This is a genomic window from Streptomyces sp. AC558_RSS880 (assembly GCF_019049255.1).
In the GTDB taxonomy this organism is placed as follows: Bacteria; Actinomycetota; Actinomycetes; order Streptomycetales; family Streptomycetaceae; genus Streptomyces.
The window spans coordinates 1-15,842 of the sequence record NZ_JAGMUJ010000084.1; the positions used below are offsets into that span (position 1 = coordinate 1).

The 15,842-nt window shown below is 69.3% G+C and carries 16 protein-coding genes and 2 pseudogenes; 10 read left to right on the plus strand and 8 right to left on the minus strand.

Features of this window, described 5'->3' with window-relative positions:
- Nucleotides 1-90: 90 nt before the first annotated feature.
- From KUM38_RS24810 to KUM38_RS24820, 3 genes are all read right to left on the minus strand, one after another.
- Nucleotides 91-1,206 carry an alkene reductase gene (locus KUM38_RS24810; RefSeq protein ID WP_217131810.1) on the minus strand — a complete coding sequence of 372 codons (1,116 nt, stop codon included), beginning with the start codon at nt 1,204-1,206 and terminating at the stop codon, nt 91-93.
- Nucleotides 1,207-1,271: 65 nt separating this feature from the next.
- The gene (locus KUM38_RS24815; protein ID WP_217131812.1) at nt 1,272-1,874 is read right to left on the minus strand and encodes an NADPH-dependent F420 reductase; all 603 of its coding nucleotides are present in this window, start codon (nt 1,872-1,874) and stop codon (nt 1,272-1,274) included.
- Nucleotides 1,874-2,902 carry a zinc-binding dehydrogenase gene (locus KUM38_RS24820; RefSeq protein ID WP_217131814.1) on the minus strand — a complete coding sequence of 343 codons (1,029 nt, stop codon included), beginning with the start codon at nt 2,900-2,902 and terminating at the stop codon, nt 1,874-1,876. Before KUM38_RS24820 ends, KUM38_RS24815 begins: the two co-directional genes overlap by 1 nt.
- A 96-nt stretch (nt 2,903-2,998) precedes the next feature.
- Between KUM38_RS24820 and KUM38_RS24825 the strand changes: the two genes are divergently transcribed.
- Both KUM38_RS24825 and KUM38_RS43665 read left to right on the plus strand, forming a co-directional pair.
- On the plus strand, nt 2,999-3,598 hold the full coding sequence (locus tag KUM38_RS24825) for a TetR/AcrR family transcriptional regulator (RefSeq protein ID WP_217131816.1): 600 nt from the start codon (nt 2,999-3,001) through the stop codon (nt 3,596-3,598).
- 204 nt (nt 3,599-3,802) lie between these two features.
- Nucleotides 3,803-4,006 (plus strand): annotated as a pseudogene (locus tag KUM38_RS43665) (transposase); the annotation flags it as partial.
- Between the two features lie 500 nt (nt 4,007-4,506).
- On the opposite strand, the gene KUM38_RS43670 reads toward KUM38_RS43665, so the two are convergent.
- The gene (locus KUM38_RS43670; protein ID WP_374227084.1) at nt 4,507-4,614 is read right to left on the minus strand and encodes a winged helix-turn-helix domain-containing protein; all 108 of its coding nucleotides are present in this window, start codon (nt 4,612-4,614) and stop codon (nt 4,507-4,509) included.
- A 15-nt stretch (nt 4,615-4,629) separates the two neighbouring features.
- The gene (locus KUM38_RS24835; RefSeq protein WP_308409035.1) at nt 4,630-5,550 is read right to left on the minus strand and encodes an SDR family NAD(P)-dependent oxidoreductase; all 921 of its coding nucleotides are present in this window, start codon (nt 5,548-5,550) and stop codon (nt 4,630-4,632) included.
- A 51-nt stretch (nt 5,551-5,601) separates the two neighbouring features.
- On the opposite strand from KUM38_RS24835, the gene KUM38_RS24840 reads away from it, so the two are divergent.
- Nucleotides 5,602-6,249, plus strand: coding sequence for a TetR/AcrR family transcriptional regulator (locus KUM38_RS24840; protein WP_217131834.1), 648 nt, complete (start codon nt 5,602-5,604; stop codon nt 6,247-6,249).
- Between the two features lie 230 nt (nt 6,250-6,479).
- On the opposite strand, the gene KUM38_RS24845 is transcribed toward KUM38_RS24840, so the two are convergent.
- Nucleotides 6,480-6,653, minus strand: a complete 174-nt coding sequence (locus KUM38_RS24845) for a hypothetical protein (protein WP_217131836.1) — start codon at nt 6,651-6,653, stop codon at nt 6,480-6,482.
- Nucleotides 6,654-7,309: 656 nt separating this feature from the next.
- On the opposite strand from KUM38_RS24845, the gene KUM38_RS24850 reads away from it, so the two are divergent.
- Entirely contained in the window at nt 7,310-7,825 is a 516-nt protein-coding gene (locus tag KUM38_RS24850; protein WP_254397711.1) for a hypothetical protein, read from the plus strand.
- Nucleotides 7,826-8,042: 217 nt separating this feature from the next.
- On the opposite strand, the gene KUM38_RS24855 is transcribed toward KUM38_RS24850, so the two are convergent.
- Nucleotides 8,043-8,390 (minus strand): hypothetical protein, encoded by a 348-nt coding sequence (locus KUM38_RS24855; protein WP_217131837.1) that lies wholly within the window; start codon nt 8,388-8,390, stop codon nt 8,043-8,045.
- Between the two features lie 253 nt (nt 8,391-8,643).
- Between KUM38_RS24855 and KUM38_RS24860 the strand changes: the two genes are divergently transcribed.
- The 3 genes and pseudogenes from KUM38_RS24860 (at nt 8,644) to KUM38_RS24865 (ending at nt 12,808) form a co-directional block, all read left to right on the plus strand.
- Nucleotides 8,644-11,412: a hypothetical protein gene (locus KUM38_RS24860; RefSeq protein WP_217131839.1), complete on the plus strand. Its 2,769-nt coding sequence runs from the start codon at nt 8,644-8,646 to the stop codon at nt 11,410-11,412.
- Between the two features lie 103 nt (nt 11,413-11,515).
- Nucleotides 11,516-11,809 (plus strand): annotated as a pseudogene (locus KUM38_RS42115) (transposase); the annotation flags it as partial.
- A 597-nt stretch (nt 11,810-12,406) separates the two neighbouring features.
- Nucleotides 12,407-12,808, plus strand: coding sequence for a hypothetical protein (locus KUM38_RS24865; protein ID WP_217131841.1), 402 nt, complete (start codon nt 12,407-12,409; stop codon nt 12,806-12,808).
- A gap of 5 nt (nt 12,809-12,813) precedes the next feature.
- On the opposite strand, the gene KUM38_RS24870 is transcribed toward KUM38_RS24865, so the two are convergent.
- Nucleotides 12,814-13,649, minus strand: a protein-coding gene (locus tag KUM38_RS24870) for an IS5 family transposase (protein WP_374227074.1) whose coding sequence is annotated in 2 segments (ribosomal slippage) — nt 12,814-13,274 and nt 13,274-13,649 — 837 coding nt in all. Because the reading frame shifts where the segments join, the coding sequence is not laid out codon by codon here.
- Here KUM38_RS24870 and KUM38_RS24875 point away from each other — a divergent pair.
- The 3 genes from KUM38_RS24875 to KUM38_RS24885 all read left to right on the plus strand — a co-directional run bounded on the left by KUM38_RS24875 (nt 13,586) and on the right by KUM38_RS24885 (nt 15,791).
- Entirely contained in the window at nt 13,586-13,777 is a 192-nt protein-coding gene (locus tag KUM38_RS24875) for a Tn3 family transposase (protein WP_308409036.1), read from the plus strand. The two genes, KUM38_RS24870 and KUM38_RS24875, sit on opposite strands and share 64 nt — an antisense overlap.
- Nucleotides 13,778-13,998: 221 nt before the next feature.
- Nucleotides 13,999-14,805 (plus strand): MerR family transcriptional regulator, encoded by an 807-nt coding sequence (locus KUM38_RS43340; RefSeq protein ID WP_217131845.1) that lies wholly within the window; start codon nt 13,999-14,001, stop codon nt 14,803-14,805.
- Entirely contained in the window at nt 14,802-15,791 is a 990-nt protein-coding gene (locus tag KUM38_RS24885; RefSeq protein ID WP_217131847.1) for a BtrH N-terminal domain-containing protein, read from the plus strand. The genes KUM38_RS43340 and KUM38_RS24885 overlap by 4 nt, the downstream gene beginning before the upstream one ends.
- Nucleotides 15,792-15,842 lie beyond the last annotated feature (51 nt).

Consider the following 15,842-nt stretch of genomic DNA (forward strand, 5'->3'; position numbering starts at 1 on the left):
AGACATCAGCAACAGCATCCTGCGGCTTGGAAGACACACCATCATGCTCACACTGCCGAAGCCCCCACCACCACAGAACTAACGAAAAACTCAGTAGGACCCGGTCGCGGTGGGGTAGTCCGTGTATCCCTCCACACCACCGGCGTAGTACGTGTCGCGGTCGCCGACGGCGACAGGATGACCGTGGGTGAACCGATCGACGAGGTCCGGATTGGCGATGAAGGGAGCACCGAAGGAAACCGCGTCAGCCAACTCTCGTCCGAGTAGCTCGTTGCCGGTCGCCTGCGTGAAGCCGAGATTGGCGATGACGGCACCGCGGTAGTGGGTGCGGAAGCGGGTGAACGCGGTGAAGGTGTCGTCGGTGTCCGTGCGGGGTTCCGGCCCCAGGAGGTGGAGATAGGCCAGGTCGGTGTCGCTGAGGCGCTTGAGGAGCAGGTCGTAGTCGGCCAGTATCTCGGCGTCCGCGGTGAAGGCCGGCTCGCGACGCCAGTAGGGGGACAGTCTGACGCCGATGCGGTCGCTGCCCCACACGCTGCTGACGGCATCCACGACGTCGAACAGGAACTGGGCCCGCTTCTCACTGCTGCCGCCGTAGGCGTCGGTGCGCTGGTTCAGGCGGGGGTTGAGGAACTGGGCCACGAGGTGGGATGCCTGCGCGTGGATCTCCAGGCCGTCGAAGCCGGCGCGCAGAGCGTTGGCGGCGGCCTGCCGGTAGGAGTCGATCGTGGTGGCGATCTCCGTCGCGGTCAAGGCGCGGGGCGTGACCGTGTCCTTCGGGCCGTCGGGAGTGAAGGACATCTCCCGGGGGTTGATCGCCGAGGGACCGGCGGGGAGGCGGCCACCGAGGTGGTCGGGATGGGAGACGGCGCCGAGGTGGCCGATCTGCGAGATGATCCTGCCTCCCACGGCGTGCACGGATTCGGTGACCTTGGCCCAGCCGGCGGTCTGAGCCTCCGTGTAGATGCCGGGGACGTTGATGAAGCCGATCGCGTCCGGGCTGACCCAGGTTCCTTCGCTGATGATCAGGCCGGCACTGGCGCGCTGCGTGTAATAGGTGGCGTGCAGGGCGGTGGGGGCCAGTTCCGCATTGGTGGCCCGGGCACGGGTCATGGGAGCCATGACGACGCGGTTGGGCAGCTCGAGCGCGCCCAGCCGAACGGGCTGCAGGAGGGGCTGGGTGCCGGATGCCGAAGTCGGGTCGGACATGAGGATCTCTTTCGTGAAGGAGGGTGCTCCTCGCGGAGACGAGGAGTACGAGCAGGTGGGTGGGATCAGTCCTGTTTGAGGGCGTGGAGGCCGGACAGGGGCCCGCCGAGCTGGATGAGGCGGCCTCCCTCGCGCAGCGTTCCGAGGTCGACGGGCGCGAAGCCGAACTGGGAGGCCAGGCCTTTCACGGTGTTCTTGGCGTCCGCGTCGTCGCCGGCGAGGAACAACACCTGACGCCCGGCCTCGTGGCGGGGATCGGGTGCGATGAACTGCGCGAAGAGGGCGTTGAAGGCCTTGACCACGCGCGCGCCGGGAAGCAGGGAGGCCACGTATTCACTTCCGGTGAGATCGCCCAGATCGGCGATCTTCGCGTTCGGGGAAGGGGAGTCGAACTGATTGGTGGCGTCGATGACGACGGTCCCGTCCAGGGAAGGGAGTTGGGCGGCGACGTCGGGTACCTGCGGCCAGCCGACCGCGAGCACGACGAGGTCTGCGGCGACAGCCTCGGCAGGAGTCGCGGCTGCCGCGCGTGCGCCGAGGTCCCTAGCCAGCGGAGCCAGGGAGGCGGGTCCTCGGCTGTTGCTGAGTACGACCTCGTGGCCGTGGCGGATCGCGTGCCGGGCGATGGCCTGGGCGATGGTTCCGGCTCCGAGCGTTCCGATCTTCATCAGGCGGCCCCGTGCCCGGAGTCGGTCGCCTGGGGTGTGGTGAGCAGGACGGTTCCGCTCTTGGCCGGGCGGCGGGCGTGTTCGATGGCCGCCTTGAAGTCGGCGAGGTCGTAGCTGGCCGCGACTTCGAGCAGATCCGGGGTGTTCCGGGCCAGGTCCAGGGCGAAGGCGACGTCCTGGGCCCGCTCCTTCGGGGTGCGGCTCATCCAGTGCAACACGGTCACGCCCTGCACGGTCAGCGCCCGCTGGACGAGTGGCAGCCTCTCCAGCGGGGTGGTGCCGGAGCCCAGTTGCCCGTAGGAGATCAACGTGCCGCCGTCGGCGAGCAGCTCGGCGAGGTCCCGGGTCATGGCACCGCCGACGCAGTCGAGGACAACTCGAACGCCCCGGTCGCCGGCCTGGTGGCGGACCTGCTCCGGCCAGTCGTCGTCGCAGGTCGCGATGACGGGCAGGGTGGGGTACAGCGTTCGCATCCTCTGAGCACCGGATGTGCTGCGTACGAGGTTGATCAGGGGCAGGTCGTGCCGGACTGCGGCCGCGCTGACCAGTCGGCCGACGGAGGAACCGGCGGCCGTCTGCACGACGGAGCCCTTCTGACCGCGCAGGGCACTGTCCAGCGCGCGGTACAGCATGAGCAGCGTCAGCGGATTGACCAGCATCAGGGCCGCGGTCTCGTCGCTGACCTCATCCGGCACAGGCACGGCCCGGTCCGCTGCGACCACGACGAAGTCGGCCCATGTCCCCGGCGCCGGGAAGACGGCCACGCGTTGACCGGGACGCAGCGTGTGCACGTCTACCCCGACGCTCTCGACAACGCCCATCCCCTCCACCCCGGGGGTCCGGGCCTCCGGCTGCTGTTCCGTGGGCCCCACCGGTGCCTCAACACCGGCCAGGTCGCCCGGATGGACGGGCCGGACCAGCATGCGGACCAGGACCTCCCCGGCGTCGGGGCGCGGCCGGTCGGGCTCCTCCCGCAGCCTGAGTACCTGGGCAGGTTCCCCCTGCCGGGTGTGCACCACAGTGCGCATGGCTCCTCCGCTCAAGTTTTAATGATGGACAACATTAAAACAATGATGAGGGGTAACCTTGAAAAGGTCAATCACAGTCGAGGCGGGAGGGCGGGCATGCCGCGGATCACCAAGGAAGACAAGGCCAGGAATCGGCAGAACATCGTCGAGGCGGCCGGGCGCATGTTCCGCTCGCAGGGCATCGACGCCGTCGGGATCGCAGACCTGATGAAGGAAGCGGGCCTGACCCACGGCGGCTTCTACAACCACTTCGCATCCAAGGACGACCTGGCCGCCGAGGTGTGCAACGCCTCATTCGCGGCGTCTCTGGGCGTCCTGGAGCAGGCCGTCGAGGAAGGAGACGATTCCGCCGGCCCACCGCTGAGGCGAGTGGTGGACGACTATCTCTCGGTCGCCCACCGCGACGCCCCGGACGGCGGCTGCCCCTCCGCCTCCCTGGTCATCGACGCCGGGCGGCACAACGACACGATCCAGCGCTCGTACGCAGCCGGCGTGGAAGGGTACCTCGCGGGCTTCGCCGCAGAACTCGCCCATGAGCAGGACGGGGAGATCACCCCACAGCAGGCACGGGACCGGGCGGTGCTGCTGCTCAGCAGGCTGGTCGGGGCGATGGTGCTCGCCCGAGCGGTCCGCCAGGTCCAGCCCGAACTGTCCGACGAGATTCTGCGGACCTGCCGCGCACACGCTCTCGACTGATCAGCTTGGGTGGCACGGCCACGGCGGCATACAGAAAGGACACTTTCCTGACTACTGGGCGACTGGGTACCTCACCAAGGTCGTGTTCGCGATGTCGGGGCAGCCGAAGCTGAACCGTTCCGGGTTTGGTAGGTGGTCTGCCCCGGGTCTGATGGAGTCAGGTTGCTGGAGAATTGACCGATCCAGCAGCATCCGGAGGCCGTCATGCCCCGCAGCTACCCGCCCGAGTTCCGCCGCCGGGTCCTCGACCTTGTCGCATCCGGCCGCAAGGTCGCCGAGGCCGCCCAGCTCCTGGGCGTCAGCGACCAGACGATCTACAACTGGCGCCGCCGGCACCTGATCGACACCGGGCAGATCCCCGGCACCACCAGCAGCGATCAGGCTGAGCCGGCCGCGGCCCGCAAGCGCATCACCGAGCTCGCCCTGGGCCTGGGCATCCACGTGCACCACGGCACCGTGGAACTGCTGATGCAGCGGGCCGGCCTGCACGGCCTGCCGGGCAACCGCGCCCGTCGGCGGCCCAGGCCGCAGACACCGTCGGCCGCCGACCCGGTGGAACGCAACTTCACCCGTCACGCCCGGAACCAGCTGTGGGTCACCGACATCACCGAACACCCCACGACGGAGGGCAAGGTGTACTGCGCGGTGGTCCTGGACGCCTTCGCCGGCGAAGCTGTCGCGTCCCCTGCCCCGGTATTTACGGTGCCGACGCGGCCGGTGGATCAGCCGGGAGGGCTCGCCCGGCCGGTAGCAGCACAGCGCGGCGATCGAGTAGCGGCGCCAGGGCCGGCCGCGCACCCGCACCACCGGCGTGTGTCCGCGCCGGCCCCAGGTGCGGGCCTGCGGCGGGGTCATGCCGAACCCCGCCTCGTCCTCGAAGACGAGGAAGGCCCCGAGCGCCGCCGCGGTCATTCCGCCTGCGGCCGCACGTCCTTCTTCCACAGCTCCACCGCGTGCTCGTCGCGCTCCAGGACCCGGCGGGCAGGCGACTGCCAGGACCAGCCGTGCCGGTGCATCCGTTGACTGTGAGCTCACCGGTGGCCGCACCACAGGGGACGGAGCCGTGCGTGGAGTCCTCGTCGGCCGACGGCTCCCTTCGGGTAGTGGCGGCGCAGGTTGGCGGCGAGGACGCGGTCGAGCGTGCGGTCGGACAGCATCGGACCCAGGCGCATGATCAGGGCGGCATCCCGGCCGGCGGTGTAGCGGGTGCGCGGTCTGCGCGTCGTCACGGCCCTCGCGATGACCCGGGCGGCGGCGTCGGCGGTCAGGCCTGAGGCAGTGCCCGAGGTCATCAGCTTGTTGTTCGCCTGGACCAGGCTGCCGTAACGCTCGTCCTGCTCCGGCGTCATCCGGGCAGCCAGGTGGTTCGCCGTCTCGACCCCGCGGGCAGCCATCTCCGTGCGGACGCCGCCGGGCTCGACCACGACCACCTGTACGCCCAGCGGAGCGACCTCCCGGCGGAGCGAGTCGCTGACCGCCTCCAGGGCGAACTTCGCGCCGGCGTACGCGCCGTATGTGGCCATGGCGAACTTGCCGCCGACCGAGCTGATGTTGATCACACGGCCCTTGCTGCGCAGCAGCGCGGGCAGGAGCGCTTGGGTGACGGCGATGTGGCCGAACAGGTTGACTTCGAACACCCGCCGCCACTCCGTCATCGGCAGGGCTTCGACCGGGGCGTTCACCTGGACGCCGGCGTTGTTGACGAGCGCGTGCAGCGCGCGCGGGTCATCGGCGACCCGCGCGGCGAGTGCCTCCACCTGCTCGGAGTTGGTGATGTCGAGGATGACCGGCTCGATGCCGGTCGATCGGATGGCGTCGGCGTCACGGTCGCGTCGCACGCCGGCCAGGACGTGAAATCCCCGGCGAGCCAGTTCGCGGGCGGCTGACGCGCCCATGCCCGTTGAGGCTCCGGTTACGACGATCAGCTTCTGGGTTTCAGATGACGTTGTCACCTTGGCTACGGTACCGGTTCGGATGACGCTGTCAACTGTATGATGGGCGTCATGACCACCCGTGCCGAGTCCGCCGCCGCCACCCGCCGCGCTCTGCTCGACGCGGCCGCCGAGCTCCTCGACCTCGGCGGCCCCGAAGCGGTCACCTTGCGCGAGGTGGGCGCGCGGGCAGGCGTGACCCGGGGAGCGCCGTACCGGCACTTCACGGGCAAGGACAGCCTGCTGACCGCCGTCGCGGCCGAAAGCTGGGAACGGATCGGCGACCAGGTGCACGCCCTTCGGACCGACCAGGCCCTGTCCGCCTCCGAGAAGCTGCGCGGCGCTCTCCGCGCCCTCATCGACGTCGGCCGGAACCAGCCGCACCTGTACCAGGTGCTGTTCAGGCGGCGTGCGAACCTTCCTGGGCAACTCGGTGACGGGATGGATCGCATCCGGCGTCAGCTGTGCGGGCCGGAAGGCGACCCGGCCGTGGCCGACCGCGCGGCCGAACGCTTTCAGGACGAGTTCCTGGACATCGTCGCCGCCCTCGCGGGAGAGCGGAACGCACGGCACTACGGCGCCCTGCTGCTGACCAGCGCCCACGGCATCGCGGGCATGGAGCTCAGCGGCCACCTCGACACAGCCAAGTGGCACACCACCGCCGACGAACTCGTCGACACCCTCGTCCGCATGGTCACGGACGCCGGCGAAACGACATAGCAACGCCCACGCCCCCCTCGTCGGCAGACGCCCCGTGCGAGGACGGCGAGGACCCGCGGCGAGCTGATGCTCTCCTTCTCGTCCCGCTCGACCTGCGCCTCCTGGCTGCCTTCGCTCTGCCGGTTGCGGAAGCCATCCGCACTATCCTCCGAGCCGCCTGAACACCTGCCGGTTCGTCAAAAAGCCTTCGACTCATCGACGGAGGCGCACGCGGGCCGGTAGTCCTTGGATCACTGCCAACGGCGCGTCGGTGTGCCGTCCGGGTCCCGGCCGTACGGCCACAGCATCGTGAGGGTCACCTCGGAGACGTAAAGGGAGACGTAAAGGGTGCGGTCGGGGCGGTCGTGGTCGGCGGCCTGCCAGGCCAGTTTCTCGGCGCCCTCCGCGACCCCGCCACCGGACACGCCCGCCTCGGCGAGACCAAGTCCGGGTTGGCGACCTTCCAGGACGCCGCCGGATTCGAGTCGGCGGTTTTCGAGCGGTGGGTCAACCCCGGGCCGCTGGTGTGCGCTGGACGGGTGGAATTGTCCGGGGCGGTGTTCAAACGGTCCGGCGACCCTCTCGTTCGCCACGCGCCGTCTGGAGTGCCGGCGGACCCGCTGGTTGTCCACGGCCGAGATCCGGCTGCGTTACGCCACGGTGGACTTCGCCCACGCGGTCTTCGAGTACCCCCTGACCATCTCCGCGGAGGCCGACCCCCTTCGTGTTCCCCGACGGACGGCCGGTAGAAACAGGCCTTCGCTGGTGAGCCTGACGCCGCGGTGCGGATGGCCTCGCTGCGTGGGGTGGACGCAGCGCATCCAGTCCTCGCAGACGTCGACCTGTCAGGGTGCCTGTTCACCGGGACGGTGCACCTGGACCAGGTGCGGCTGGAGGGCTCCTGCTCCTTCGACGCGGTCCCGCCCGGCATGCACGGGCGGCACGGGCGCCCGGTGTGGTTCACCGAGCGCCGCACCCTCGCCGAGGAACACCACTGGCACGCGAGCCGGCCGGTGGCGGTCCGGGGCTGGAACGTGGCGGTGCTCGGCGCCGGGCGCGCCGGGCCGACGCAGCTGCGCCGGTGTACCGGGCGCTGCGCAAGGCGTTCGAGGACGGCAAGAACGAGCCGGGAGCGGCGGACTTCTCCTACGGCGAGATGGAGATGCGCCGCCACGACCGCACCACCACCTCCCGCGCCGAACGAGGACTGCTGCACGCCTACTGGATACTCTCCGGCTACGGCCTGCGGGCCCTGGGCTGGCTCGCCGCCACCATGCTCGTCACCCTCGTGTTGCCGATGGGCTTCGGGCTCCCGAAAGAGGACCCGAAGCAGGAGGCGACCGGCACTGTGCCGCCCGGCGGAGGCAAGGTCACCTTCGAGATCGAAAAGGACGACCCGCAGAACCCCACCGGGAACCGGTTCACCGGCAAGCGCTTCGAGAAGGCCCTGAACGTCACGTTCAACTCGGTGGTGTTCCGCTCCAGCGGACAGGACCTGACCACCGCCGGCACCTACATCGAGATGGCCTCCCGCCTCATGGAACCCGCTCTCCTCGCCCTCGCCGTTCTCGCCGTCCGCGGACGCACCAAACGCTGACTGCCCTGGCCCTGCCTGGCCGAGTCCTGTGAACGGTTCGACCGAACCGGTGCCGGCTACGTGCCTTACTCGCCTGCACCGTCGATCATGCTCCTGAACTGCACAGAACCCCTTCGGCCTCTAGATAGACACCCTTGTCTCGGGTGTCGGGTGAGCGACAGGCATATGAGGCGTGTATCTCTCAGTGCACCGTGCCTGACAGATGTCTACGGGTTGTTCAGGCACGTACGGCATGTTCGCGACGTGGGGCCGAATCGTCATAGCGCGGACCGTAGAAGGCTCTGTCCCGCAGCGCCGCGTACACGGGCGCGGCCGGGCGTGCCCAGGCGGCGGCGGTCGAGAAGGCGGTGGCGGGGATGCCCAGTTCGGTCAGCGCGCCGGGGTACACGCGCTCGTAAGCCGTGTTGTAGGCGCCGGCGAGGGTGGCGTCGCCGAGCAGCCACGGCGCGAGGGCGTGGCCGCGGTCGAGCACGGCGAAGGCGCCTTCGTAGCGGATGCGGCCGTGGAGGAGGCCCGGCGGTTCACCATCGCCCGGCGCAGCGTGGTCAACCAGGGTTTCGACCACCTGTACGTCAGCCCTGACCAACCGTCACGCAGGCGATCCCAGATGCCAAGGAGCACCACCAGACCCCCTACAACCTGCAGCGACGCATTCCTGAACGGCACACGATCAGCTGCACTGGCTTGATCGCATCGCTCGCCCGCCATCGGCGTCTCCTCACGGACAACCCACAGACACCCCTCCCCCGTCCTAGGTGACGCGAGGGGCGCCCGAGACCGACGGGACGTCTGCGCACGGAGGTTTGAGGAGAGGACCATTGATCCGTGCCCGGCGAATATGTGTGACCGCCGTGGCGGTGCTGGCCGCCCTAGCGGGCTCGCCCGGACTGGCACAGGCCGAACAGCCGTACACATCGCTTCCGTCGAGCACGACGGACGACAATCTGCTTCCGCCGGGGTGGCGGATCGACGGGGAGGGCGGGGCGCGTGAGCTGGTCTGGCGTACGCCAAAGGCCGTGCCCATGGGGGATGCGCGAGTCGAGTTCCGTGCTGGGGACCGGCTGCTCGGGGCGCCGAAGCCGGCGAGGGACGGGAAGACCTTCCGGCTCGCCCTCGGCGGGACGCCGCCCGAACAGCTGACGGACCTTCACGTGATGGCCGCGGGGCGCCGACTGGACGCAGCGGCCGACGACACGCACAGGTCCGGCTCGCGCGTGCCACGGATGCCCGCGCAGGCGCCGGCGAGCGGCGTTGATCCGGGCAAACCCGGCTCGTACCGCACGGTCACCGGGAAGTACGACCTCGACCCGGTGCGCCTGCCCGGGTTCGGCACCCCGGTGGAGATGACCGCCGAGGTGGTGGCGCCGAAGGGGGCCACCGGCAGCCGGCCGCTCGCGCTGTTCCTGCACGGCCGCCACGGCACCTGTTACAAGCCGGGCTCCGAGGACGACGTGACCGGCGACTGGCCCTGTGCGGACGGCTACAAGCCGATCCCGAGCTACCTGGGCTACCTGCGCGACCAGCAACTGCTGGCCTCCCAGGGCTATGTGACGGTCTCGATCTCGGCGAACGGCATCAACGCCCAGGACTGGGGGGCCGAGGACGGCGGCGCGCAGGCGCGTTCCACGCTGGTACGGAAGCACCTCGCCCGCTGGGCCGACTGGACCGCCCATCGCTCCTCCGCCCCGGCCGTCGTACGCGAGGCGGCAAAAGCGGACCTCTCCCGTGTCCTGCTCATCGGCCACTCACGCGGTGGCGAGGGCGTCAACCGGGCCGCCATGGACAGCCTCTACCCGCCGCCGGCCGCCGAGGACGGCTACCGGGGCCCGGTGCGCTGGAAGGTGCGCGGGACCGTGCTCATCGGGCCGACGATCTTCGGCCAGAACCCGGTCGCCGATGTGCCGTCCGTGACGCTGCTGCCGGGCTGCGACGGCGACGTGTCGGACCTGCAGGGCGAGAACTTCGTCGACGGGACGCGCGGGATCAGCCGGGGCACGGCCCTGCACAGCGCGGTCTACATGGTCGGCGCCAACCACAACTACTTCAACAGCGAGTGGACCCCGGGTGAGGCCGTCGCACCGGCCGGGGACGACTTCGGGACCGACCCGGAGAAGCCGGACCCGGTGTGCACGCCGGGTGCCGCGACCCGGCTGACCGCCGCCCAGCAGCACAAGGCGGGCGCCACGTACATCGCCGCCGCGGCCCGGCTCTTCCTCGCCGGGGACGATCGGGTGCGTCCGCTGCTCGACGGTTCCGGCAAGCGGGCCCCGTCCGCGGACCCGGCCCGGGTGCTGACCCACGCGGTCGGCGGCCGCCGCAGCGGCGGTTTCCTGCCGGACGGCGGGACGAAGGTGACCGGCGCCCGGCTGTGTTCGGCGATCGACCCCGACCCGGCAGTGGCCTGTCTGGACCCGGAGACCCCCGGATCGTCACCGCACTTCGCGTGGTGGGAGACGGAACAGGAGACAGGCCGCAGCGCGGTGGACCTGAAGTGGTCCGTGCCGGGCACGGCCGCGCGCATCACTCCGGCCAAGCCGCTCTCCCTCCGCAACTCCCAGAAGCTCGCGCTCCGGGTCTTCGTACCGCCGAACACGACCGGCACGAAGTTCGACGTGTCCGTCACCGACTCCTCCAACCGTAGGGTGACGCTGGGCTCGGTCCGGGTGGACGGACTCCCGGGCTCCGCGAGAACCGCCTCGTACTGGGCTCAGGAGCTGCGCGTCCCGCTGTCGGCCGCGACCCGGGCCGGGCTCGATCTCAGGCATGTCAAGTCCCTCGAGCTGACGCCTCGTTCGCAGTCCGGGCAGGTCTGGCTGATGGACGCCTGGGGTTGGGCGCCCGGCACCTCGGCGGTGAAGGCGGCCGCACTGCCGCGTGTCGACGTGGGCCGCACGATCGTCAAGGAGGGCGACTCGGGCACGCGCACCTACCAGGTCCCGGTCGAGATCTCCGGGCACGGCAGCGGGCAGGTCCGCGTGTACGTCCTCGACCCGGACAGCGGCCGGACCGAGAACCGCCTCGTGACCGTGCGGCCCGGCAGCGACGCGATCGACGTGCCGGTCGAGGTGAAGGGCGACACGGTCTACGGCGACGACGTGGAGCACGACATCGCCGTCAAGGCCGTCCACAACGCCGTGGTCGGCAAGCACCGGGGTGGGCTCACCGTCGAGGACGACGACCCCGAGCCGGTGATCACCCTGTCGCCGGTCGCGGACCGGGTGACCGAGGGGGAGACGCTGACCTGGCGGTTGTCCGTGGATGCGCCCACGGGGGTGGACATCTGGCAGCCGGTGCGGGTGCTTCCGGTCACCGAGGGCGCCGAGCTGTCCACCAAGGACGTGGACCCGCAGTGGCTCATGGACTGGTCCGGTGACGTGCCCGATCCCGAGCGGCCGCTGTCCGACGCGAGCCTGTGGGTGTGGCTGAACATCCCGCCCGGGAGCACCGGCGTGGACTTCGTCGTGCCGATCGTGCGGGACCAGGTGGCCGAGCCGGCCGAGTCGATGCGCCTCGCGCTGACCGACTACGACGCCGAGCCGCTGCCCGACGGGCCGGTGCTGACGGGGACGGTGCTCGACCATCCGTGAGCACGATGTACGAGGGATCGTGAGCGCCCTCTTGTGCGGGGTCCGGCCTGTCCGGGCCCCGCGCTTCACAGGGTCACGCGGATCCCGACCGTCCCGTCCAATGCCTTTGACACGACCTCCTGGTGTCTGTGGCCGCTGGACCTGGCTCGTCATCGCCGCCCACACTCAACTCCGCCTGGCCCGGCCCCTGGCCGAAGACCTCCGCAGACCCTGGGAGCGGCCTGCACGTCAGGGGCGTCTCACCCCAGCACGGGTCCGCCGAGGATTTCGCCGCCTCCACGGCAAGGTCCCGCAGCCGGCCAGCGCACCGAAACTCAGCACCGCTGGCCCAGGCCGGCCCATCGGCGTGAAGAACAAGCACCGCGCACGCGAACGCACCGTCGGAGAACAGGGCTGACCGGACCTCGCGGTAACCGTCACAAGTAGCAGCACTGGATGCACGTCAAGCTAAGGGCGAGTAGCTGCAGCAGCGATGCCAGACTCCCGAAGCGCGCGGGCCAGGCGCTCCACCTCGGGAAGCGTTCCTGAGTAATCACCGTCCAACACACGACGCAGCACAGCCTTGGCGTTCATTAGGTCAACGCCGAGCTCAGCCCGCAGCACGCGCATGATGGCGGCGGTCTTCGTCGGCGGACTGCTCACCTGCAGCCTCGCGGGTCCATGCTCGGAGAGCATCTGATACCGCCGTTCGGCCGGCATGTCGCCACCGCACACGGCTACCGAGAATCCACAGGCGGAACAGGATGACTCAACGTCCCATCGCAACCGGCTGTCCACCAGGGCCTGGACTCCCCAGCACTCCAACTCCGCACCGCGGTCTTGGCACACAGCGGAATACCTGACGGATTCGAGAACCGCCTGCACCATCCCCACCCTCAATGGAGACGAGGTTATACGACAGGCTAACTGATCGTTTCAGAATGCCGTCCTGCGGAGACGCTGGCGGCTCATGGAGCAATCCTTTCAGTCACGGGTTCAGGGGGGATGACGCCGTATGGAACGGGTTGGGGCTGCGCGGGACCTCGTACTCGGTTACGTCGACGCTTTGAACGCGGTTGGCGAGGCCATGAGGGCAGCGATCCCCTCGCTTGAGCGGCTTGCAGCTGTCCTCGGTCTGGTCCATTCGCGCCGGATCAGCCGGAGTGGGCGCATCGGCACCTACTCCTACACGGTTCATGGCGCAGGCTGCCGCTTCGTCAGCGACAACGGCACTGAGGTCGATGTCGACTTCGCAGCCGACGGGAGCGAAATCTTCGACCTCTGGCGGCTGCACCGGTACGGGCTGAGCCTGCCGGAACCTCTTGACGTCACGGATCAGGACCTGCGGACCGCGGTGCGGTCCCTGCAACCGCTTCTGGACGAGGTACGGCCGGGATGGTTCAGCGTAGCCAGCTGATCGCTTCAGGATGAGGTGCGCAGGCGGCGCAGGCATATGAGGCTGCAGGCCAGTTCGAGCAGGCCTTGGTGGAGATCGGCGCGTCGTTCATAGCGGGTGCGGAGCCGTTTGAACTGGTGCAGCCAGGCGAAGGCGCGCTCGACGACCCAGCGCACCTTGCCCAGTCCGGAGCCGTGGGCGACGCCGCGTCGGGCGATCAGGGGTTTGATGCCGCGCTTCCACAGCAGACGGCGGTACTTGTCGAAGTCGTAGCCCCGGTCGGCATACAGGCGCCAGGGCTTGCGGCGGGGACGTCCGCGCAGACCCCGGATCGGCGGGACCGCGTCGAGGAGCGGCAGGAGCTGGGTGACGTCGTGCCGGTTGCCGCTGGTCAGGGTGACGGCGAGTGGGGTTCCGTGGCGGTCGACGATCAGGTGGTGCTTGGAGCCGGGGCAGGCGCGGTCGACGGGTGAGGGGCCGACGTGATCCCTCCTTTGAGAGCCCGGACATGCGACCCGTCCACGGAGCAGTCGTCCAGGTCCAGCAGGCCGGCGCGGCGCAGCTCGGTGAGCAGGGCGGCATGCAGGCGCGGCCACACGCCGGCCTCGGTCCGGTCCCGCAGCCGGCGCCAGGCCGTCACACCCGAGCAGCCCACCGTCTCCGCGGGAACATCACGCCACGCGACACCAGTCCGCAGCACGTACATGACGCCGGCGAGGCCCGCTCGGTCAGGAACACGCAGCCGTCCGGGATACCGGCGGCGCCTCTCAGGAGCGGGCGGCAGAAGCGGGGCCAGTAGTGCGCGAGCTCCAGGCGGAGGGCCAGACCGTGGACCCGCTCGACCTCGCGCAAGTCTCCCCATACCTGACCGAGCACATCAAGCGGTTCGGCGAGTACTCCACCCACGAGCTCGGCATCACCCCCGACGCCTACGACACCCGCCTGGACATCGACTTCAGCATGCTCGGCGCCGACGAGACGGCGGCATGACGGTGAAGCCGACAGACAACGGGCCCAGCCGACCGTACGCCGCCTCGCTGCCCGAGCACTATCCTGCCCTCGCTCGGCATCACCCTCAGTGGGCGCTGCCGGGGAGTTTGCCCGCTGTATGACCCGGACGGCCGAAACGATAACGGCAGCGAACAGGACGTCCTTGAGCCCATGGACACAGCGCTGGACTCTCCCACCGTGGGAGAGTCCACCATGATGGCGTGCAAGACGAACTTCTCACCATCGGGCCCTTCGCCCGCATGTGCCGCCTCAGCGTCAAGCAGCTACGGCACTACGATGAAATAGGGCTATTGACTCCGGTCCGCGTGGATGCCGGCTCGGGCTACCGCTATTACGCACCCGAACAGGCGCGTGATGCCCTGACCATCGCGCTGCTGCGCGAGATGGATCTTCCCCTGGCTGTGATCTCCCAGGCACTGGCTGCCGAGCCTGAGCGCAGGGCACAGATCCTGCGCGCTGAGCGGGACCGGCTGGCCGAGCGGATCAGCAGGGACCAGGCCCGGCTGGAGATGCTGGAGCGGCTAGCGGAGGGCGGTCTGCCCGGCTATGAGGTGACGATAAGCCGGGAGCCGGAGCGACGGCTGGCAGTGGTGCGAGCGGTCTGCACCCCTGTGGAGATCGGAGACAAGGTCGAGGAATGCGTAGGGCGACTGCTGCCCGTGCTCGGTAAGACGGAAATCGTATGGGAGCCGCCGCTGTGGGGGCTGTACCCGCTGGATCTGGAAGAGAGGATGGAGATCGCCGTCGGAGTGCAGACCCCGCAGGAGGAAGGCCTGCCCGGCCTGGAATTTGAGGTGCTGCCCGGCGGGCTCGTTGCCGAGACCATGCACATCGGGCCCTACGCTCAACTGCCCTTGGCCTACAGCGCGCTCTTCGCCACCCTCCACGAGCGCGGCCTGCGCCCGCAAGCACCCGTACGCGAGGCCTATCTCGTCGGACCGGCAGAGGCACCGCAGGAAGAACTGATGACCCGACTGATCATCCCCGTTCAGGAGAGCATGGCATGACCACGGTAATAGACATCGATGCCCGCGGCACGCAGCACTGCGAGACGACAGCCCTGGGGGTGCTGCTGCGGCACCAAGGGCTCGATCTGTCCGAGCCCATGCTCTTCGGCCTCGGCTCCGGTCTGTCCTTCGTCTACTGGGACAGCAAGAACATGGGCTTCCCCTTCCTCGGTGGACGGGTCAAACCTTTCGACCTCACCAGAAACCTGGCCGACAGACTCAAGCTGGAGCTCCTGGTCCAAGAGACCACATCCCCGCGCAAGGCATGGGACAACGTCTTGGCCTCCGTCGACGCCGGCCACCCCGTCGGACTCCAGCTCGACAGCTACTACCTGGACTACTTCGGCTCGAAGGTCCACTTCGGCGGCCACGTCGTGGCCATGTACGGCTATGACGACCACAAGGCCTACCTGGTGGACACCGACCAGCAAGGCGGAGCGGTATCCACCAGCCTGACCAGCCTCGCCCAGGCCAGGGCCGCACGCGGCCCGATGACCGCCAAGCACCGCTCCTTCACACTCACCGGACCGACGAACCTGCCCTCCCCACAGGGCCAGATCATCCCCGCCATCACCGCCTGCGCCGACGCCTTCCTCCACCCGCCCATCGCCAACCTCGGCCACCGGGGCATTGAGAAGGCCGGCAAGCTGGTACGCACATGGCTCCAGCGCGCCGACGCCCCGCAGCGAGACCTGCCACAGGCCGCCCTCCTGATGGAGAAGGCCGGCACCGGCGGCGCTCTGTTCCGCAACCTCTACCGTGACTTCCTCGCCGAATGCACCGATCTGCTCGACAGCAGTCACCTGCGCACCGGCCACACGCTGTACACCGAGGCAGCCGTCCTGTGGACGGAAGTAGCAGCACTGATCAAGAAAGCTGGCGAATCGGGCGAGACGCAGCTTCTCATGCAAGCCGGCACGATCCTTGGCGATCTTTCGCGCATAGAACGCGAGGCTATGCAAGCGCTGAGCTCCCTGGAGGCGTGAGGCATCAAGCACGCCCCAGGGCGTTGTCATGTTGTTGGGTACGTGATTGCC

What these genes read in the sequence shown, in the direction of transcription:
- KUM38_RS24810 (WP_217131810.1), bottom strand. Translation starts at nt 1,206, where the DNA reads ATGTCCGACCCGACTTCGGCATCCGGCACCCAGCCCCTCCTGCAGCCC.
- KUM38_RS24815 (WP_217131812.1), bottom strand. Translation starts at nt 1,874, where the DNA reads ATGAAGATCGGAACGCTCGGAGCCGGAACCATCGCCCAGGCCATCGCC.
- KUM38_RS24820 (WP_217131814.1), bottom strand. Translation starts at nt 2,902, where the DNA reads ATGCGCACTGTGGTGCACACCCGGCAGGGGGAACCTGCCCAGGTACTC.
- KUM38_RS24825 (WP_217131816.1), top strand. Translation starts at nt 2,999, where the DNA reads ATGCCGCGGATCACCAAGGAAGACAAGGCCAGGAATCGGCAGAACATC.
- KUM38_RS43670 (WP_374227084.1), bottom strand. Translation starts at nt 4,614, where the DNA reads ATGCACCGGCACGGCTGGTCCTGGCAGTCGCCTGCCCGCCGGGTCCTG.
- KUM38_RS24840 (WP_217131834.1), top strand. Translation starts at nt 5,602, where the DNA reads ATGACCACCCGTGCCGAGTCCGCCGCCGCCACCCGCCGCGCTCTGCTC.
- KUM38_RS24865 (WP_217131841.1), top strand. Translation starts at nt 12,407, where the DNA reads ATGGAACGGGTTGGGGCTGCGCGGGACCTCGTACTCGGTTACGTCGAC.
- KUM38_RS24885 (WP_217131847.1), top strand. Translation starts at nt 14,802, where the DNA reads ATGACCACGGTAATAGACATCGATGCCCGCGGCACGCAGCACTGCGAG.